The sequence below is a fragment of the Rhodococcus sp. P4_F3_2 genome (genome assembly GCF_056401335.1).
The window spans coordinates 25,022-42,239 of record NZ_JBFUJN010000024.1; the positions used below are offsets into that span (position 1 = coordinate 25,022).

Below are 17,218 nucleotides of genomic sequence, written 5' to 3' on the forward strand. Positions count from 1 at the left end.
ATTACTTACCCGACAACCATGCGTCGTAGAACTGCAGGCGTGAGGAGGCTTCGAAGTTCAGGTCCTGCACACTCGATCCGGCGCCGATGGCCTGTGAGAGCTCGATGGTGGGGATGGAGAGTCCACGGTCGAGGATCAATTCCTGTGCAGTGGATACCAGTTCGCCGCGTTGGCCGTTGTCCGTGGCTGCAAGCTGGTCTGTGAGTACCTTGTCGAGCTCCGGATCTGCGCCGCGACGGTTCAGGTTGCGGCCCTCGGTGCTGAACGATGCCCGCAGGATGTCGGCGTCCGCGCGAGTGCTGTTGTAATACAGCGAATCGTAATCACCCGATACTCCCTTCTCGGTCCATTCACCGTTCGAGACCAGGTTGAGCTGCAAGTCGACGCCGACCTTCTTGAGCTGCTGCTGTACGAGCTCGAGGATGGCCTGGTTACCCGAGAACACCGGACTGAAGGTGACGCTGAAAGTGAGCTTCTGCCCGTCCTTCTCGCGGATACCGTCGCTGCCGGCCTTCCAACCAGCCGCGTCGAGAAGCTTCGCCGACTTGTCGGCGTCGTACGTCACGACACTCGATTCGTCGCTGTAGAGCGGAGTGGTGTGAGCCAACGGGCTCGTGGCCGGGAAGAACGACGGATCCAGAACGGTGTCGACGAGTTCTTGGCGGTTGATCGCGGGAATGATGGCCTGGCGAACAGCCTGATCGGCGAGAACGCCGCGACTGACGTTTGGCTGGAAGAAGAAGCTCACACCCGGGTTCGGCCTTGTGAGGATTCGTCCGCCTGCGCCCTCGATCTGCGGCGCATCCTGCGGAAGCGCATCGCTGACCGCATCGAGCTGGCCGGAGGCCACGCTGCCTGCCCGCACACCAGATTCGGGGACCACCGTGAAGTCGACGCCGTCGAGGTAGGCCTCACCCTGATGCGCGACCGCGTCCGACGCCCAGTTGTATCCCGCACGCTTGGCGATCTTGACGCTCTTGTCCTGCTGCCAGTCGGTGTACACGAACGGTCCGGAGGCGATCACCGCTGCACCGGGGCAGCGCTGCTCGGATGCCAGCGCGGTGGTGGAATCGGCGAGGATTCCGAGCTGTGGCGTCGAAGTTGCCTGCAGGAACTGAACATTGGGTCCGGAGAAATTGATCTTCGCCGTGTGAGCATCTACGACGTCGGTACCGGTGTACGAGGACAGGTAACTCTTCGCCAACGACGCGTTCGGTCCGAGATTCTTGACCGAGTCGAAGGTCTTCTTCACCGAATCCGCCGTCACCGGGGTGCCGTCACTGAAGGTGGCGTCGTCGCGAAGGACGAACGTGAAGCTAGCGGCGTCGGGGCTGATCTCCCAGCTCTTGGCGAGCCACGGGGTGATCTCTCCGGAGTCGGGATTTTGATCGGTCAGCGAATCCACCACGGTCCGAGTGACATACACGGTCTGGTTACTGCCGGCCTGGGCCGGATCGGCACACGTCGGCGCCTGCGACAGACCGTAGCGAAGGGTTCCGCCGGACTGGGCGGGGCCTGCGTCGGCAGCACTGTCACTCCCGCTGCTGCAGCCGGCGAGGACGGTGCCGAGAACCGAGACAGCACCGATACCGGCGATTACGGTCGCGCGTTTGCGGGCACCGAATGAGGGCGAAGACACCAAGAACTCCTAAAGAGGCATGCCGAAGAGCGCACCCGTCGCCTGAGACGAGAAAGGCGATCGAGCACGAATCACTTGTGAGAGAAGAGAAAACAGACTTGTCGACGACTCGCCTGAGTGTGAATGACTGACCGAGGTCAGTTGGTACAGAAAGATCCCGCGGTGCGGCACAGGTCTACGTGACGACGCGACCAGGCGGTATCGAAACCGCCTTCGACTGCCTTCATTTCGTGTTCCTCCATCGGTCCTGGCGGTAGCACCCGCACCCGATCACTCGGGGGGTTGCTGCGACTTCAATGAGCCAGGTCTCTCGGTCGCTCTGGATGGTCGTTCGCAAGTGTACGAGGTTAAACTCGGGTGTTGTCAACCCGGTCGGTAGGAATTGCTGCTCGAGTCACATTTTCGAGGACCCGAAGTTGTTTCTCGAACGGGTGGATGCCCACCTCTTCGGGCGAGAGTGACGCGTCGTAAAGCGGTGTGTATCCACTGGACAGATACAGCGCGACGGCCTCGGGTTGCCGAGGACCCGTCGTGAGAAACACCCGGTTGTATCCACGAAGTTCGATCTCTCGTTCCAACTCGCGAACGACGGCCTTGCCGAGGCCGCGCTTCCGATAGTCGACCGATGTCCAGATTCTCTTCAGTTCGGCAGTGGTGGAATCGAATTGACGAAACGCACCACCGGCGATCGGCAGACCGTCGTGGGTGAGCACCAGAAGCGCACCCTGCGGATAGGCAAATTCTTCTGCCGGATACGTCGTGAGATCCTCGAGCATCGCTTCGCGAGTCCCGCCGTAACGCGAACTGTATTCGAGTGCCAACTCCGCGATCAGTGGAGCTGCCAAGGGATCGTCCTGCGATACCGAATAGACCTCTACCGCTCCGACACCCTCGAGCTGTCGAGTTCCGAGCTCCAGTGCCACAACACTTTCCTCCATGAATCTGGTCAACGCTCCCCCAGCCTGAAAACTTCCGGAGCGAGGGTGGTTCCGTCGACGAGGTCCGCCACAAGTTCACCCAAGGCCGGACCGAACTTGAACCCATGCCCCGAGAACCCCGCCGCCACCGTGACGGCTCCGACTCGGTCGATGACGAAGTTACTGTCCGGCGTGCTCGTGTACAGGCAGGTGAGCGACTCGACACGGGTGGAATCGACACCGGGCAACCACGACTCGGCGTACTCCACCAATCGCTGCTCTCCGTCGACACCAGGGGTGTAGTCACGGGTCTGCGGAGTCACCACCGGCCCGGTCGCGTGTTCGCCGATCTTGATCCCGTCCTCGGAACCAAGCCCGTAGATCCCCGCGGTCTCCAATTCTGCGCCGGTGTGGTGAACGAAACTCGGCCACTCGACTCCGGGATCGAGCGGTGCGAAGTGTGCCGGTTGTTCCTGTGTCGTGCGCAGTGTCGGCAGTACGATCTCGGATCCGAGACCGCTGTCTTCGATCAGATCCGCAGTCCACGCACCGGCCGCGATCACTACCTGACGAGCTGCGAGCGTTCCACTGTCCGTCACCACGTCCACGCCGTAGGACGCCCGCGCGAGTGCCAACACCCGAACGTCGTGACGGACCTCGGCGCCGGCAAACACCGCTCCCGCCTTCAGAGCGGTCACGGCGCGGTCCGCGTGCAACCGGCCTGCATCGGGATGATGGAGCACCGTGGTGTCGAATCGCAGCCCCGGCCAACGGGCGGACGCCTCGGCAGGGGTGAGGATCTCGCCCTTGATGCCCGCCTCGAGAAGTATCTTCGCCTTGGACTGCACTGCCTGCGGCAGGCCGTGATCAACGGCACCGGTGAGTTCCAGGAACCCGATGTCCGTCGTGGTCTCCAACTCCCGCCACAGCGGCAGCGCGTCGGCCGCCAACCCGGTGTACAGGTGATTGTCGTACGCCTGACGGTAGATGCGCGAAGTACCGTGCGACGCACCGTGCTTGTGCCCCGGCCCGAACTGTTCCAGCTGAACGACGCTACGTCCGCGCGCCGCGAGCCGCCAGGCGGTGGAGGACCCGACGAGTCCTCCACCGATGACGATCGCATCGAGAATCTCACTCATGGACGAGAGCTCACTTGGTCTTCGGAAGGCCGGGCGGGTTGATCAGGGACGTGTCGACGGCTTCATTCGTGATGTTCCAGCGCTCGAGGATCTGCTGGTACGTGCCGTTCTCGATCGTGTGGTTGATCGCGTCGTTGATTGCCTTGATCAACCCGTTGTCCTTCTTCACCAGAACCGCGATCTGGCCTTGCAGCGTGTCGCCTGCACCGGAGAACTCACCGACAACTTCGGTTTCACCCGACTGCTTGGCATGGAACTGCGACGACGGGTTCGGTCCGAAGTAGGCGTCGATCCGGCCGGACTGCAGCGGCAGGTAGTAGTCGGTGGTGTTCTGGTAGTAGGAGATGTCGGTGGGGGCCAGGCCGGCCGCGACGTTCTGCTCACTCCATTTGACCAGCAGCGCTTCCTGATTGGTACCGGAACCTACCGCGATCTTCTTGCCTGCGACATCCTTGGGTTCCTTGATGGAGATCCCGGAGCCCTTCTTGGCTTCGAAGGCCAGGGTGTCGAGTCGGTAGGTGGCGAAGTCGTACTTCTCTTTACGCTCTTCCGTCACAGTCACATTGGACAGGAATGCATCAGCCTCGCCGGAATCGATGCGGACGAAGTTCTGTGCCCAGTCTGCGGTCTGCAGGTCGACCTTCAAACCGAGAACATCACCGATCAGGTAGGCGAAGTCGGTCTCGGAACCGATGAGAGTGGTGTCGTCGTCGGCGTAGAAGCGGAGCGGCGGAGCGGCACCGGCACTACCGGTGACGCGCAGCGTGCCACGGTCGCGAATGTCCTGAGGTAGCTCGGCGGCAATGGAATCGACTTTGTCGGTGGTGATGCGGTTCTGATCGGCAGTGAGGTTGTAACCCGCAGCAGCGGTGACCTGGGCGCCGTCGGACTCCGCGTCCGCGCTGCTGCACGCAGCGCTGAGCAGTCCGACTGTGGCAAGAGCCGAGATCAGAAAAGTTGCGCGACGGGATGGGGAGAACATCAATTTTTCCTTCCGGGAATGAGTCTGGGTCGCGTCAGAGGACGCGGGAGAGAAAAGCTTTGGTCCGTTCGTGGACCGGATTGTCGATCACCTGCGAAGGTGGGCCCTGTTCGACGATGACGCCGCCGTCCATGAAGACCGCAGTGTCCGCCACTTCCCGAGCAAATCCGACCTCGTGTGTGACGATCACCAAGGTGGCGCCGTCACGGGCCAACTGAGCGAGGACTTCGAGAACCTCGCCGACCAGTTCCGGGTCGAGCGCCGACGTCGGCTCGTCGAAGAGAATGACCGCCGGCCGCAGTGCCAGCGCTCGCGCTATCGCGACGCGCTGTTGCTGGCCACCGGAGAGTTGGCGGGGATACTCGTCCGCCTTGTCCCCCACTCCCACTCGCTCGAGCAGTGCGCGGGCCTCGCGGTACACCTCGTCACGATCACGCTTCTGGGCCGAGAGCGGCGCTTCCACCACGTTTTCCAGCGCGGTCAGGTGCGGAAACAGGTTGAAGTTCTGGAACACGAATCCGATGTGCGAACGCTGTTTCAGGATCTCGCGGTCACGCAGTTCGTGGAGCCGGTTTCCCTTGCGCCGGTACCCGATCAGTTCTCCGTCGATCCGCACGGTCCCGCGGTCGACCTTCTCGAGGTGATTGAGGGTGCGCAGCAAGGTGGACTTACCGGAACCAGACGGACCGAGAATGACGGTCACTTCGCCCTTGCGGACCAGGAGATCAACGCCGGCAAGTACTTCCAGCGTGCCGAACGACTTGTGAATTCCGCGCGCTTCGACGGCATACACCGTCTCTTCGGCCAGTTCTGCGGTCATCGGGTCGCACCTCTCGGAATATCGAGACGCGCATCGCGAATCTCTTCGAACTTCTTGCGCGCCTTCTGTACCGGAGTCAACGGAAGCGCACGGGCGGATCCTCGTGCATAGTGGCGCTCCACGTAGTACTGACCGATCGAGAGCAACGTCGTGAGGATGATGTACCAGATCGTGGCGACCATCAGCAGGGGCACGACTCGTCCGTTGCGGCCGAAGATGACCTGCACCTGGTAGAACAGTTCGGCGATTGCCATGGTGGAGACGATCGACGTTCCCTTGAAGAGTCCGATGACCTCGTTGGCGGCGTTGGGGAGAATCGCTCGCATTGCCTGCGGGAGAACGATCTTGAAGAACTGGCGACTGCGCGGAATACCGAGCGAGTGAGCAGCTTCGATCTGGCCGTGATCCACCGAAATGATTCCGGAGCGGATGATCTCGGCCGAGTATGCAGCCTGGTGCAGCGCCAAACCGATGACCGCCGCGGTGAATCCGCCGATCACACCGCTGACCTGGAAGGTGAAGAACTCGGGCCCGAAAGGTATTCCGAGAGAAAGCGTCTGGTACAGGTATGTGATGTTGAACCAGAAGAGCAGCTGCACGATGAGTGGAATCGAGCGGAAGGCCCAGATGTAGGTCCAAGCGATCACCTGCAGGACCGGGTTTTTCGACAACCGACCGAGTGCCAGGAAAACACCGAGACCGAATCCGAGGATCGTCCCCCACAGCGTCAGTTTGATCGTCATCCACAGCGCGGCGAGCACTGATTTCGCGGTGAAGTACTGCGCGAAGGTCGGCCAGTCCCAGCCGGGGTTGACGACGAGTCCGTGGATGAACTGAGCAAGCAGTACCAGCACGACCGCACTGATCACCCAGCGCAGCGGGTGCCAGGTGCGAGCAACGACAAGCTCCGAGTCCGGAAGTTGCGGCTCGGACACCGACTTTTCGGGGCGGACATCGGTGGGCGCGCTCACGGCGCGCTACCTGACGGAGTGGACATGACGAATAGACCTTTCGGGGAATGGGAACGCAGCTGTGGTCTCGAGTTGGTGAGCTCGAGTTGCGAAGACGACGGTTCGGTCAGCGACAGTGACACGAAGCGGTGCGGCACAGATCGATATGGCGGCGCCTGTGCGGAGCGTGCGAAGTGGAACCCATGTGATGCCTTCCATCGGTCCTGGCGGTAGCACCCGCTCCCGATCACTCGGGGGGTTGCTGCGACGTCGACGAGCCAGGTCTCTCGGTCGCTCTGGATGGTGAGCAAAGACTAGACCCGAAATGTCTAGTCGTCAAATGTTGTATTTCCCTGCACTGCAAGGGAAATGAAAGATCAACCAGGTTGAAATCGCACTGATTCCAACGGTGTCCGAAGCCGCGTTTGACGTGTTCAATGGAGTGTTCGAACGAAGACCGGGACCGCCGTCTGGACCGACTTTTCCTCTGCCGTACCGTCTGCGGAGTGAGTGGACTCGACGCTTTCTTCATATTGCTGGCCGGCATCGGTGCGGGCGCGATCAACGCCGTGGTCGGCAGTGGAACGCTGATCACGTTCCCGACGCTGGTCGCCTTCGGCATGCCGCCCGTGACCGCGACCATGTCCAACGCGGTCGGGCTCGTCGCCGGCGGAGTTTCCGGCACCTGGGGCTACCGACGCGAGCTGTCCGGACAGTGGGATCGACTGAAGTGGCAGATTCCGGCGTCACTCGCCGGGGCACTACTCGGTTCCTGGTTGCTCATGCATCTACCCGAGAAACTGTTCGAAACCATCGTTCCGGTGCTGTTGGTCCTCGCCCTCGCGCTCGTCCTCCTCCAACCACGCATCCAGGCGTGGGCCAAGAAGCGTTCAACCGAAGAAACGACGCTGTCCACCAAGAGGCTGATGCTCCTGACCGCCGGCACCTTTGCGGTCGGCATCTACGGCGGATACTTCACTGCCGCGCAGGGCATCCTTCTCATCGGTGTGATGGGTGCCATCCTCCCTGAAACCCTCCAACGCATGAACGGCGCGAAGAACCTGCTCTCACTGCTCGTCAACATCGTTGCAGCGGGGATGTACATCACTCTGGCGTTCGATCAGATCAATTGGGCAGCAGCCGGTTTGATCGCTGTCGGCTCGCTCGGCGGTGGCGTCCTGGGCGCCCGCTACGGACGGCGCCTGTCCCCCACTGCATTGCGCTACACGATTGTCGTCGTCGGCCTGATCGGGCTGTGGCGCCTTCTCGCTTGATCGCCCACATCGGGCGGCACCCGCACATACTGGAGTCATGACCAGTACAGAAGATCAGACCGGTTGGACCTACCTCATGGACATGGACGGGGTTCTCGTCCACGAGGAGCACTTGATACCTGGAGCGGACACGTTCCTGGCAGAGCTGGCGTCGAACGACATCCCGTACATGGTGCTCACCAACAACTCCATCCGAACCCCGCGTGACCTGCGAGCACGCCTGCTTAATTCGGGACTCGACATCCCGGAGAAGTCGATCTGGACGTCAGCGCTCGCTACCGCGACGTTCCTGGCCAACCAGCGGCCAGGCGGCAGCGCCTACGTGGTCGGCGAATCGGGCCTGACCACTGCCCTGCACGACATCGGTTACGTCCTGACGGACAGTGACCCCGACTACGTCGTACTCGGCGAGACGCGCACGTACTCGTTCGAGGCGATCACGACCGCCATTCGCCTGGTCGAGCGTGGTTCGCGGTTCATCGCCACCAACCCCGACGCCACTGGGCCGTCGCGTGACGGCTCGCTGCCGGCCACCGGCTCGGTCGCCGCTCTCATCACCAAGGCAACCGGACGCGATCCCTACTACGTCGGCAAGCCCAACGCCTTGATGATGCGCTCTGCCCTGCGGTCCATCGGCGCTCATTCGGCCAACACATTGATGATCGGCGACCGGATGGACACCGACATCGTCTGTGGCCTCGAAGCCGGACTGCAGACGATTCTGGTGATGACCGGGATCTCGACCCGCGCGTCGGTGGAGCTCTTCCCGTACCGACCCACAGTCGTTCTCGAGTCGGTCGCCGATCTTGTAGGAATGACAACCGATCCATTCCGTAGCACCGCAAACAATTGATTCAATTGCAAAACAAAACCGCGAGTCGGTAATTAACTGGTAAAAAACACTAGATTTGCCAGGATCCGACTCGTCCACTTTGTCCAGCTGGACAAACAAGCGGTTTCTTTCGAAGGAAGATTGCGTACTGATAGTTATTCGCAGGTCAGAGGCGAATACACCCCGACAATAGGTGGATCGCAGTCCAAAAAGAAATTTGAGAAAAAGTAGTAACGAATCGTTTGCCGTGGCTGATACTCATGTCTGAACGACCCATTTCGGGTCCCAGACATGAAATGAGATTTTCATGAAGAAGCAGACCAAGGGCGCGATCGCTGCTGCGGCGGCCGGCGCCCTCCTCCTCGGCGGTGCGGGCTCGCTCGCTGTGTGGAGCGACTCGGCCGACGTCAGTGGCGGCGGACCCGTCACTTCCGGTGCACTCGACCTGAGCGCCTGCGCACCGGTCGGCGGCGGTTGGAACTCCCTCAATCCGACGAAGACCGCGATCACCAACATCTCGGCTTACCGCATCGTCACCACCGAGAGCATCGAATACACCTGCGACGTCACAGTGACCGCAGTGGGCGATCGTCTCGCGGCTGTTCTGACCGCTGATACGGCCGGCATCGTTCCAGGTGCCAACAGCGCCGAACTTGCCGCCGCTGTACAGCCGGTTACGACCATCAAGGACGCTGGTGGCAACCCGATTTCACAGATCACCAAGGTACAGAACGGCACGATCGTGCACGTCGGAGTCCGTCTGAACTTCACCGAGGTGGCCAACCAGGTCGCGCAGAATCAGTCGCTGAACTTGGCGGCGATGAAGCTGGTCGTCACTCAGACAGCGCTGACTCCGGCTCCGTAATTTCATGAGGAAAAAGGTCTGGGGAGCGATCGCAGTCGCGGTGGCTGCTGTAGCGGTGTTCGCATCGTCACAGCAGTCGCTCGCGCTGTGGTCCGATTCGGCGAGCGCGAGTGGTGGGACCGCAACCGCTGCCAGCGTCAACCTCACCGTTGGTACATCGGCCGGAACCAGTGCGGCGTACACCCTGGCGAATTTGACGACGGCCACGACGCCTGTGGTCCCGGGAAACACGGTGCAAGCTCCGCTCACCGTCAAGAATTCGGGGTCTGATCCTCTGCAGTGGCGAATGCAGTCGACGAGCGCACTTCCGGGATTCACGTTGACCACGTACGGAGTCGCCAACGAAGGCGCCTGCCCGGCCGGCGTCAACACCGCGGCTCCGGCAGTGACCCCAGTGACGTCCGGATCGATGAATGCATCGCTGCAGTACCCGGTTTCCCCCGCGTACATGCCGACTCCGCTCGCAGCCGGTGGCACCTACATCCTGTGTATGCGGCTCACGGTGGTTGTTGGTGCGGTTTCCGGTCAGACGACCAACGCCACCTTCACGTTCCAGGCAGGGGCGGCATGACGAAATACTCGACCAAACGCGGTGAACGTACCGGTCCTCTGTGGTGGGTCACCTCGATTGTCAGCTGGACACTGCTGCTGGCAATTTCGGCAGTCATCGTCGCAACCATTGTCGTCCCCTTCTTCGCGGGAGCGCAGCGCTTCACGATTCTGACCGGTTCGATGCGCCCGACGTACGACCCTGGATCACTGGTGGTGGTCAAGCCTGTCGATCCGTCCGAACTGGGGATCGGTACGCCTATTACCTACCAGCTGGAATCCGGTCAGCCGACGGTCGTCACACACCGGATCATTGCCACGAGCGAAAACCAGAAGGGTGAAAGAACTTTCATCACCCAGGGCGACGCGAACGGTGAACGCGACGAGAAAGAAGTACGGCCAGTACAGATCCGGGGAAAGGTCTGGTACAGCCTTCCGTATCTCGGCTACGTCAACACTTGGCTCACCGGAGAGCAGCGCACCGTGATCGTGGTGATAGTCGTGACGGCACTACTGCTGTACGCGGCCTACATGATGATCAGCGGCATCCGTGACGGCCGGAAGGAGCGAGCTCGAGCACGATTGGCTCCTGACCCTTCAGCTTCCAACCTCCCCAACTCCGACCAGAACGAGAAAGGCCAGCACGATGCCCTCGCGCCCTGACCGTCCGGCCCACCGGATTCGTCACCTGTTGACCAGCACGCGTTTTCGCGCGCTGCTCGCACTGGGGATGGTGCTTGGCGTCGGCGGTGTGACCACGCTCGCGGCCTGGACGTCTTCCGCGACTGCGACTTCGGGAAACATCACGACCGGGTCGATCAATCTGCAGTTGAACACCACAACCCAACCCACGCTGACCACGACACTGAACTTCAGCCAACTCGGCAAAACCGGGATGATTCCCGGCGACTCGAACTCCGCGATCCTCAAAGTCAACAACGTGGGGGCAGGCGTGAATCTTCCTCTGAAATACACGATTACTTCCACCAGCGGCGGCGCGCTGACGACCTACTTGCGGATGACTGTGTCGTTGAACGGAACTGTGGCCAACAAATGCACAGATGGCAGCAATGTGGTGTTGTCCTTACCCCTGACCCTCACCGTAAATCAGGCGGTCGGTGCGCCCGACCGTTCTCTGGCTATCGGGGCAACCGATAATCTTTGTGTCTCGGTGACGCTTCCGACGAGTCCGACCCCACCGACGAGCAGCTCGTCGAGCATCGTCCTGAACTTCTCGGCAAAGGTGTGAGCGCCGTGTCACGACACACGAAGATTTCACCGAAAGCCTCGACGCCACGTCGGATTCACGAACTTCTGCTCACCCTCGGTGCCCTCGCCGGTCTGGCATCCATCGGATTGTTCATTGCCGGCTTCGCTTTCGGTATCACTCCGCTGATCTTCAAGAGCGGATCGATGTCTCCCACGATCGAGACCGGTGCTCTGGCATTCGCGCGCACCGTGCCTGCTTCGGAAGTTCAGGTCGGTGACATCGTCAGTGTCTACGACAACCAAGGCGTTCGAATCACCCATCGTGTCGAGACGATCGAGCAGCAAGGCAACAATCTTGCAATTGCACAGCTGCGCGGCGACGCGAATCCCGTCACAGACCCAGATCCTTACGTCATCACCGAAGCGGATCGAGTTTTCTTCAGCATCAACCGCCTCGGCTACGTGGCCGTCTGGCTGTCCGGACCGAGTGGGCTTGTGCTTGGTGCGATTGCCGTCGGAGGACTGCTGTACATCGCATTTCGCCCACGGAAAAGACCGGATGAAGGGGAACCCAGGCTGGATCGTCAGGACGCGCACGGCGATTCCCACGCCTTCAAGGCAATCGTCGCATTGGCAACGGTCGGTCTCAGCGTGGCGGGCATTGCGAACGTCGGCGGAACACAGGCCGCCTTCACGGGCATGGCGACAGCGGGAAGCATTTCGTTCACCACTGCTGCAAGCTTTCCGAAACCTCCCGCGTCAATGACCTGCTCGGACAAGGGAACTTCCGTCGTGCTCGCTTGGCCTGGCGTTGCCACGGATACATTTCGAATCATCGTCCGAAACGCAACCAACACCACCCAACCTCCGCTGATCAGAGACGTGACCGGCCTCTCGACGACCCTGACGTTGTCCGATCTGCCGAGCGGCGGGATTCTCCTGTCGAACACGAACTACGACGTCGAATTACACGGACTCGTTGGAACTTACGTGACACCGGAATACACCGGGTACCGCATCAGCAGTTCGACACTGCTCATCATCCTCAATGACATGGCGTGTGTATCCGGACCCACGAGCGGAACCATGGCAGCCTCAGCTCCGGCCGCTCGTTCGGCGCTGGTTGCACAAGCTCCGAGTGCGACGACCACCACCTCCACCGCAGCGGTCAGTTCGACCACACCTTCACCCACGACTACTCCGAGCGCATCAACAACCTCGCAGGCCCCGACGTCCACCAGCACAACTACACCTTCGACAACCACCTCGTCACCGGCTACAACTACTCCGTCCACAACGACAACAACAACGACCATGACAACGGCGCCCACAACAACTGCGACCACCCCGAGCGAGGTTCCCATCGACGCCCCGGTGACCACGACCGGTCTCAGCGCCCAGAAGCTCTCGACTGCCAGTGGACCCGTTGTGTCCGTGTCGAATTCATCAGGAACTGAGGTGTATCGAGGTCCCGTTGACAGCGACGCTGTACTGCATTGGCTCACCGGAACCGATCAGTTGTATGTGATCACCACTGGCGGCGTCACCGTCATCGACACGTCAGCGGGAGTCTGGGCCGAATCTCCTGCCCCGAGCGAACTTCCGGACGAGATCAAGGCCCTGGTSCCGTGATGAAAAAGACGACGAAAGCCGCCATGGCAGTCGCCGCGGCCGGAGCTGTATTGCTCGGCGGCTCGGGCACATTGGCGAAATGGACGGACAGTACGACCCTGACGAGCGCCGCTGTCCAGTCCGGGACCCTGGATCTGGGAACATGCGTGACCACGAGCGGCGGGGGGTGGTATTCGCAGGTCTACGTCAACGCGCCCACCAATCCGAATCCACTCGTATATATCCCGGACATCACTACCTACCGACTCAAGCCCGGATTCAACTACACGTATTTCTGCGATTCGAAGGTCTTGGCCACCGGTCCCCGGTTGAGAGCCAATGTGACGGTCGACAAGACCAAGTTGAGTGGCGGGCTCGCGACCGCCAGTGTCGATCTCCGCACTTACGTCACGGATCAGAGCAACAATCTTCTGTACGACAGCACGTCACCGACGCCGAACCTCATCCCGGTCACATCGGCGTTGAACAACACCAATCTGACGGCGCAGGTGCTGTTCACGATCTACCCCGCCGACACGACAAGCTCAGGTCTCACACTGAATACGACCGCGTTGACGATCGACGTCAAACAACTGGGTCTCACGCCCGCACCGTAGAACGCCTTGCCGTCGGAAGTTCGAGGCAAGGCGCTCTAGCGTTTCAGCCGAGAGCTCGCTTCAGATCAGCCAAGAGATCGGCGGTATCTTCCAGACCCACCGACAAACGCACAACGCCATCTGTAAGACCCACTGCTGCACGGCCTTCCGGACCCATGGCCCGGTGCGTTGTGGTTGCGGGGTGGGTGATCAACGACTTGGAATCTCCCAAGTTGTTGGAGATGTCAATGACGCGCAGGCCGTTGAGAACCTCGAACGCCCGCTTCTTGCCCTCCCCGTCAGGCGCATTGAGCTCGAACGTGACAACAGTTCCGCCGCCGCTCATCTGAGACTTCGCGAGCTCGTGCTGCGGGTGCGAAGTCAGGTACGGATACTTGACCCACTTGACGCCGGAGTGTCCTTCGAGGAATTCGGCGATCTCGAGTGCCGAAGCCACGGAATGCCGAATACGGACCGGCATGGTTTCGAGACCCTTGAGCAGAGTCCACGCATTGAACGGGCTGAGCGCAGGACCTGTGTGCCGCATCAGTTCTCGGACGGGACCGCTGATGTATTCCTCGGTGCCGAGGATCGCGCCGCCGAGCACGCGGCCTTGACCGTCGATGTGCTTGGTACCGGAGTACACCACGACGTCGGCGCCCAGATCGAGGCTGCGCTGCAGAAGCGGCGTCGCGAAGACGTTGTCCAGCACTACCTTTGCACCGGCAGCATGAGCAAGCTCCGACACCCGCCGAACGTCGACGAGGGACTGCATCGGGTTGGACGGCGTCTCGAAGAACACGGCAGTGGTCGGCACGGACAGCGCCTCTTCCCACTGCGCGTTGTCCTCACCGTCGACGAAAACAACCTCGACGCCCCAGCGCGGAAGGATCTCGTTGCACACCACGAAGCAGGATCCGAAGAGGCTGCGCGCGGCAACCAATCGGTCGCCGTTGGCCAACAGTGCGCCCAACGCCGTGAAGACTGCCGACATTCCGCTGGCCGTCGCAAAGCACGCTTCTGCGCCTTCGATGAGACGCAAACGCTCTTCGAACATCTTGACCGTCGGATTGCCGTAGCGGGAGTAGACAAAATGATCCACCTCGCCGGTGAAGGCTTGTTCGGCGGCTTCTGCACTCTCGTAGACGAATCCGGAGTTGAGGAACAACGCTTCGGAAGTCTCCTCGAACCCGGTACGCATCAGTCCACCGCGAACACCGAGAGTGCCGAGACCGACGTCGTCCGGCAGCGCTCGTTGAAATGCGCCACCCTGGGGAATTCCGCTCACTGCTGCCTCCATGGCAAGCCGGTGGCCCGCCAACCTACAAGTCCGCGATGTCCGTCGGCACCCAATGCGCCTTCGAACCCGTCGAGCACGTTGTACGACGGGCCGATGCCCGCCGCAGTCGCAGCTTCCGCCGCACCGATGGAACGTTGTCCGGATCGACACAGGAAGATCACCGGACGCTCCGACCCGGAGGAATCGGCGGTGATGCCGGCTTCCTTCAACTGGTCGACGAAGTTGTCATTGCGCGCGCCGGTCGGGTGGCTCACCCATTCGATCAGTGCGGCCTGCTTGCCGAGGGAGGAAACATCGGGGACACCGACGTACTTCCACTCCGCATCGGTCCGCACGTCGACCAGCACGGCGTCGGGGTTTTCGCGGAGCAGCTCCCAGGCTTGCTCCGGCGTCAGATCGCCTGCGTAACTCACGTAGTCCATGTTTTCACAAGACTGCCGTGAGCGCCTGAGCGGGCCGTCAGTTACAGACGACCCAACGGTTGCCATCACGGGTCAGGGCCCAGGTCGAGACCCGCTCGCCCGCTCCGCCGCCGGTGATCGTCACGTCGGCCCTGGCGCGATCCCCGTTGACCACGACCCCGTCCACACCCTTCAGTTCGACCGTCCCGTCGACTCCGGCCATCGGACCAGTGCTCGAATTGAAGCTCGCGCAGGTCAGGGTCTTGACCGTCTCCGCGTCATTTCGATTCTCGGCATCGACGTAGTCGGTGACGGAGCGGCTCACGCGGTCCGACTCGGTGACGTTCTCCTCGGCCGGCGAGATCCACGACGCGACGAAGATTCCACCCAGAATCAAGGCGACGATGGCAACAGCCAAGAGGAACGGCCCCGCAGACGCCTTCTTGCCATCGATGTTGTCGGATTCGCGAAGCTCGTCACTCATAACGCCAATACTCCCCCACAACTTGAAATTGTGGCCCGTCAAGGACCAGGCCCCTACCCCGAATACCCGAGACAACGGGAGAATGGGAAGAAAGAATAGGTTTACCCACAACCGATCGAGTGAGAGTGTGGATCCGTTCGGCCGCAACCGAGGCACTGTGCTTAGGTTCGGCTAAATTGGATACTTGTCGATATGTTGTCCGAACTTCGAAGAAGGTAGCTGTCCTCACGATGACTGACTCCAACCGCCCACTCCGGGTCGCGATCGTCGGCGCCGGCCCCGCCGGCATCTACGCCGCCGACGCCCTCATGAAATCCGACACCGCAGTCTCCGGCCGCGGCGTCAGCATCGACCTCTTCGAGCGCATGCCCGCGCCCTTCGGCCTGATTCGTTACGGCGTCGCGCCTGATCATCCGCGCATCAAGGGCATCATCACCGCTCTGCACAAGGTGCTCGACAAGCCTCAGGTCCGCCTGCTGGGCAACATCGACTACGGCACCGACATCACCCTCGACGACCTGCAGTCGTTCTACGACGCGGTCATCTTCTCGACCGGCGCCAACGCCGACCGCGCGCTCGGCATCCCGGGTATCGAACTCGACGGCAGCTATGGCGCGGCCGACTTCGTCTCCTGGTACGACGGCCACCCCGACGTGCCGCGTACGTGGCCGCTCGAAGCCGAGAAGGTCGCCGTCCTCGGCGTGGGCAACGTTGCGCTCGACATCGCCCGCGTCCTCGCCAAGACCGGCGACGAACTGCTGCCGACCGAGATCCCCGCCAACGTCTACGAGGGCCTCAAGAACAACAAGGCCGTCGAGGTTCACGTCTTCGGACGCCGTGGCCCGGCCCAGGCCAAGTTCACGCCTCTCGAACTGCGTGAGCTCGACCATTCCCCGACCATCGAGGTCATCGTCGACCCCGAGGACATCGACTACGACGAGGGCTCGGAGCAGGCTCGCCGCAACTCCAAGCAGGTCGACATGGTCGCGAATACGCTGCAGGACTGGGCAATTCGCGACGTCGGAGCCCGCCCCCACAAGCTGTTCCTGCACTTCTTCGAATCTCCCACGGAGATCCTCGGTGAAGACGGCAAGGTCGTCGGCCTGCGCACCGAGCGCACTCAGCTCGACGGCACCGGCAACGTCAAGGGCACCGGCACGTACAAGGACTGGGATGTCCAGGCCGTGTACCGCGCCGTCGGTTACCTCTCGCAGAACGTCACGCAGCTGCCGTTCGACGACCAGGCGGGCACCGTCCCCAACGACGCCGGACGCGTCGTCGCCGACGACAACGCCGAGGGCGCAGCCCGGTTCATGCCGGCCACCTACGTCACCGGCTGGATCAAGCGCGGCCCCGTCGGCCTCATCGGCCACACGAAGGGTGACGCCAACGAAACCGTCGCGAATCTTCTCGAGGATTCCGTCGGCTTCGCCGGCGCCGCGAACCCCGACGAGAACGCCGTCATCGAGTTCCTCGAAGGCAAGCAGGTGCCGTACACGACCTGGCAGGGCTGGTACCGCCTCGACGCGCACGAGCGCAGCCTGGGCGAGCCCGAAGGCCGTGAGCGCATCAAGGTCGTCGAGCGTCACGACATGCTGAAGGCGTCCGAGCCCGACCGCGCGAACTGAGTGCGCAGAAGTAACTGAACGG

19 protein-coding genes and 2 riboswitches are annotated in these 17,218 nt (G+C 61.7%); of the genes, 9 read left to right on the plus strand and 10 right to left on the minus strand.

Features of this window, described 5'->3' with window-relative positions; genetic code table 11:
- Window position 1 precedes the first annotated feature (1 nt).
- The 7 genes from AC1DWA_RS23385 to AC1DWA_RS23415 form a co-directional block, all read right to left on the minus strand.
- A complete protein-coding gene (locus AC1DWA_RS23385; protein ID WP_477845785.1) occupies window positions 2–1,639 on the minus strand; it encodes an ABC transporter substrate-binding protein in 1,638 nt (545 codons plus the stop codon).
- A gap of 137 nt (window positions 1,640–1,776) precedes the next feature.
- The gene (locus tag AC1DWA_RS23390) at window positions 1,777–1,881 is read right to left on the minus strand and encodes a putative leader peptide (protein WP_019749498.1); all 105 of its coding nucleotides are present in this window, start codon (window positions 1,879–1,881) and stop codon (window positions 1,777–1,779) included.
- Window positions 1,875–1,969, minus strand: a riboswitch (SAM riboswitch). (Overlaps the previous gene by 7 nt.)
- Window positions 1,970–1,986: 17 nt before the next feature.
- Window positions 1,987–2,577 carry a GNAT family N-acetyltransferase gene (locus AC1DWA_RS23395; RefSeq protein ID WP_019749497.1) on the minus strand — a complete coding sequence of 197 codons (591 nt, stop codon included), beginning with the start codon at window positions 2,575–2,577 and terminating at the stop codon, window positions 1,987–1,989.
- A gap of 8 nt (window positions 2,578–2,585) precedes the next feature.
- Window positions 2,586–3,695: an FAD-dependent oxidoreductase gene (locus AC1DWA_RS23400; protein WP_477845784.1), complete on the minus strand. Its 1,110-nt coding sequence runs from the start codon at window positions 3,693–3,695 to the stop codon at window positions 2,586–2,588.
- Window positions 3,696–3,705: 10 nt separating this feature from the next.
- Window positions 3,706–4,677, minus strand: coding sequence for an ABC transporter substrate-binding protein (locus tag AC1DWA_RS23405; protein WP_047888726.1), 972 nt, complete (start codon window positions 4,675–4,677; stop codon window positions 3,706–3,708).
- Between the two features lie 34 nt (window positions 4,678–4,711).
- Window positions 4,712–5,497, minus strand: a complete 786-nt coding sequence (locus AC1DWA_RS23410) for an amino acid ABC transporter ATP-binding protein (protein ID WP_020968833.1) — start codon at window positions 5,495–5,497, stop codon at window positions 4,712–4,714.
- A complete protein-coding gene (locus AC1DWA_RS23415; RefSeq protein ID WP_020906669.1) occupies window positions 5,494–6,468 on the minus strand; it encodes an amino acid ABC transporter permease in 975 nt (324 codons plus the stop codon). Before AC1DWA_RS23415 ends, AC1DWA_RS23410 begins: the two co-directional genes overlap by 4 nt.
- Window positions 6,469–6,659: 191 nt before the next feature.
- A riboswitch (SAM riboswitch) is annotated at window positions 6,660–6,754 on the minus strand.
- A 199-nt stretch (window positions 6,755–6,953) separates the two neighbouring features.
- Here AC1DWA_RS23415 and AC1DWA_RS23420 point away from each other — a divergent pair.
- The 8 genes from AC1DWA_RS23420 to AC1DWA_RS23455 all read left to right on the plus strand — a co-directional run bounded on the left by AC1DWA_RS23420 (window position 6,954) and on the right by AC1DWA_RS23455 (window position 13,404).
- The gene (locus AC1DWA_RS23420; protein WP_003944404.1) at window positions 6,954–7,721 is read left to right on the plus strand and encodes a sulfite exporter TauE/SafE family protein; all 768 of its coding nucleotides are present in this window, start codon (window positions 6,954–6,956) and stop codon (window positions 7,719–7,721) included.
- 37 nt (window positions 7,722–7,758) lie between these two features.
- Window positions 7,759–8,574 carry an HAD-IIA family hydrolase gene (locus tag AC1DWA_RS23425; RefSeq protein WP_029254768.1) on the plus strand — a complete coding sequence of 272 codons (816 nt, stop codon included), beginning with the start codon at window positions 7,759–7,761 and terminating at the stop codon, window positions 8,572–8,574.
- A gap of 286 nt (window positions 8,575–8,860) precedes the next feature.
- Entirely contained in the window at window positions 8,861–9,418 is a 558-nt protein-coding gene (locus AC1DWA_RS23430; protein ID WP_020906667.1) for an alternate-type signal peptide domain-containing protein, read from the plus strand.
- A 4-nt stretch (window positions 9,419–9,422) separates the two neighbouring features.
- A complete protein-coding gene (locus tag AC1DWA_RS23435) occupies window positions 9,423–9,989 on the plus strand; it encodes a hypothetical protein (RefSeq protein WP_283567078.1) in 567 nt (188 codons plus the stop codon).
- The gene (locus tag AC1DWA_RS23440; protein WP_283567079.1) at window positions 9,986–10,630 is read left to right on the plus strand and encodes a signal peptidase I; all 645 of its coding nucleotides are present in this window, start codon (window positions 9,986–9,988) and stop codon (window positions 10,628–10,630) included. Before AC1DWA_RS23435 ends, AC1DWA_RS23440 begins: the two co-directional genes overlap by 4 nt.
- The gene (locus AC1DWA_RS23445; RefSeq protein WP_020906664.1) at window positions 10,614–11,216 is read left to right on the plus strand and encodes a SipW-dependent-type signal peptide-containing protein; all 603 of its coding nucleotides are present in this window, start codon (window positions 10,614–10,616) and stop codon (window positions 11,214–11,216) included. Before AC1DWA_RS23440 ends, AC1DWA_RS23445 begins: the two co-directional genes overlap by 17 nt.
- Before the next feature lie 5 nt (window positions 11,217–11,221).
- The gene (locus tag AC1DWA_RS23450; RefSeq protein WP_477845783.1) at window positions 11,222–12,808 is read left to right on the plus strand and encodes a signal peptidase I; all 1,587 of its coding nucleotides are present in this window, start codon (window positions 11,222–11,224) and stop codon (window positions 12,806–12,808) included.
- Entirely contained in the window at window positions 12,808–13,404 is a 597-nt protein-coding gene (locus AC1DWA_RS23455; protein WP_477845782.1) for an alternate-type signal peptide domain-containing protein, read from the plus strand. The genes AC1DWA_RS23450 and AC1DWA_RS23455 overlap by 1 nt, the downstream gene beginning before the upstream one ends.
- Window positions 13,405–13,447: 43 nt before the next feature.
- On the opposite strand, the gene AC1DWA_RS23460 is transcribed toward AC1DWA_RS23455, so the two are convergent.
- The 3 genes from AC1DWA_RS23460 to AC1DWA_RS23470 are packed head-to-tail and all read right to left on the minus strand — an operon-like array spanning window position 13,448 to window position 15,568.
- The gene (locus AC1DWA_RS23460; RefSeq protein ID WP_020968824.1) at window positions 13,448–14,671 is read right to left on the minus strand and encodes an O-succinylhomoserine sulfhydrylase; all 1,224 of its coding nucleotides are present in this window, start codon (window positions 14,669–14,671) and stop codon (window positions 13,448–13,450) included.
- The gene (locus tag AC1DWA_RS23465) at window positions 14,668–15,096 is read right to left on the minus strand and encodes a rhodanese-like domain-containing protein (protein ID WP_446696455.1); all 429 of its coding nucleotides are present in this window, start codon (window positions 15,094–15,096) and stop codon (window positions 14,668–14,670) included. Before AC1DWA_RS23465 ends, AC1DWA_RS23460 begins: the two co-directional genes overlap by 4 nt.
- A gap of 46 nt (window positions 15,097–15,142) precedes the next feature.
- Entirely contained in the window at window positions 15,143–15,568 is a 426-nt protein-coding gene (locus tag AC1DWA_RS23470) for an Rv0361 family membrane protein (RefSeq protein ID WP_019749485.1), read from the minus strand.
- A 230-nt stretch (window positions 15,569–15,798) separates the two neighbouring features.
- On the opposite strand from AC1DWA_RS23470, the gene AC1DWA_RS23475 reads away from it, so the two are divergent.
- Window positions 15,799–17,196 carry an FAD-dependent oxidoreductase gene (locus AC1DWA_RS23475; protein ID WP_019749484.1) on the plus strand — a complete coding sequence of 466 codons (1,398 nt, stop codon included), beginning with the start codon at window positions 15,799–15,801 and terminating at the stop codon, window positions 17,194–17,196.
- Window positions 17,197–17,218 lie beyond the last annotated feature (22 nt).

Coding starts and splice junctions, on each gene's coding strand:
- AC1DWA_RS23390 (WP_019749498.1), bottom strand. CDS start 1,881: ATGGAGGAACACGAAATGAAGGCAGTCGAAGGCGGTTTCGATACCGCC.
- AC1DWA_RS23395 (WP_019749497.1), bottom strand. CDS start 2,577: ATGGAGGAAAGTGTTGTGGCACTGGAGCTCGGAACTCGACAGCTCGAG.
- AC1DWA_RS23400 (WP_477845784.1), bottom strand. CDS start 3,695: ATGAGTGAGATTCTCGATGCGATCGTCATCGGTGGAGGACTCGTCGGG.
- AC1DWA_RS23405 (WP_047888726.1), bottom strand. CDS start 4,677: ATGTTCTCCCCATCCCGTCGCGCAACTTTTCTGATCTCGGCTCTTGCC.
- AC1DWA_RS23410 (WP_020968833.1), bottom strand. CDS start 5,497: ATGACCGCAGAACTGGCCGAAGAGACGGTGTATGCCGTCGAAGCGCGC.
- AC1DWA_RS23425 (WP_029254768.1), top strand. CDS start 7,759: ATGACCAGTACAGAAGATCAGACCGGTTGGACCTACCTCATGGACATG.
- AC1DWA_RS23430 (WP_020906667.1), top strand. CDS start 8,861: ATGAAGAAGCAGACCAAGGGCGCGATCGCTGCTGCGGCGGCCGGCGCC.
- AC1DWA_RS23435 (WP_283567078.1), top strand. CDS start 9,423: ATGAGGAAAAAGGTCTGGGGAGCGATCGCAGTCGCGGTGGCTGCTGTA.
- AC1DWA_RS23440 (WP_283567079.1), top strand. CDS start 9,986: ATGACGAAATACTCGACCAAACGCGGTGAACGTACCGGTCCTCTGTGG.
- AC1DWA_RS23445 (WP_020906664.1), top strand. CDS start 10,614: ATGCCCTCGCGCCCTGACCGTCCGGCCCACCGGATTCGTCACCTGTTG.
- AC1DWA_RS23455 (WP_477845782.1), top strand. CDS start 12,808: ATGAAAAAGACGACGAAAGCCGCCATGGCAGTCGCCGCGGCCGGAGCT.
- AC1DWA_RS23470 (WP_019749485.1), bottom strand. CDS start 15,568: ATGAGTGACGAGCTTCGCGAATCCGACAACATCGATGGCAAGAAGGCG.
- AC1DWA_RS23475 (WP_019749484.1), top strand. CDS start 15,799: ATGACTGACTCCAACCGCCCACTCCGGGTCGCGATCGTCGGCGCCGGC.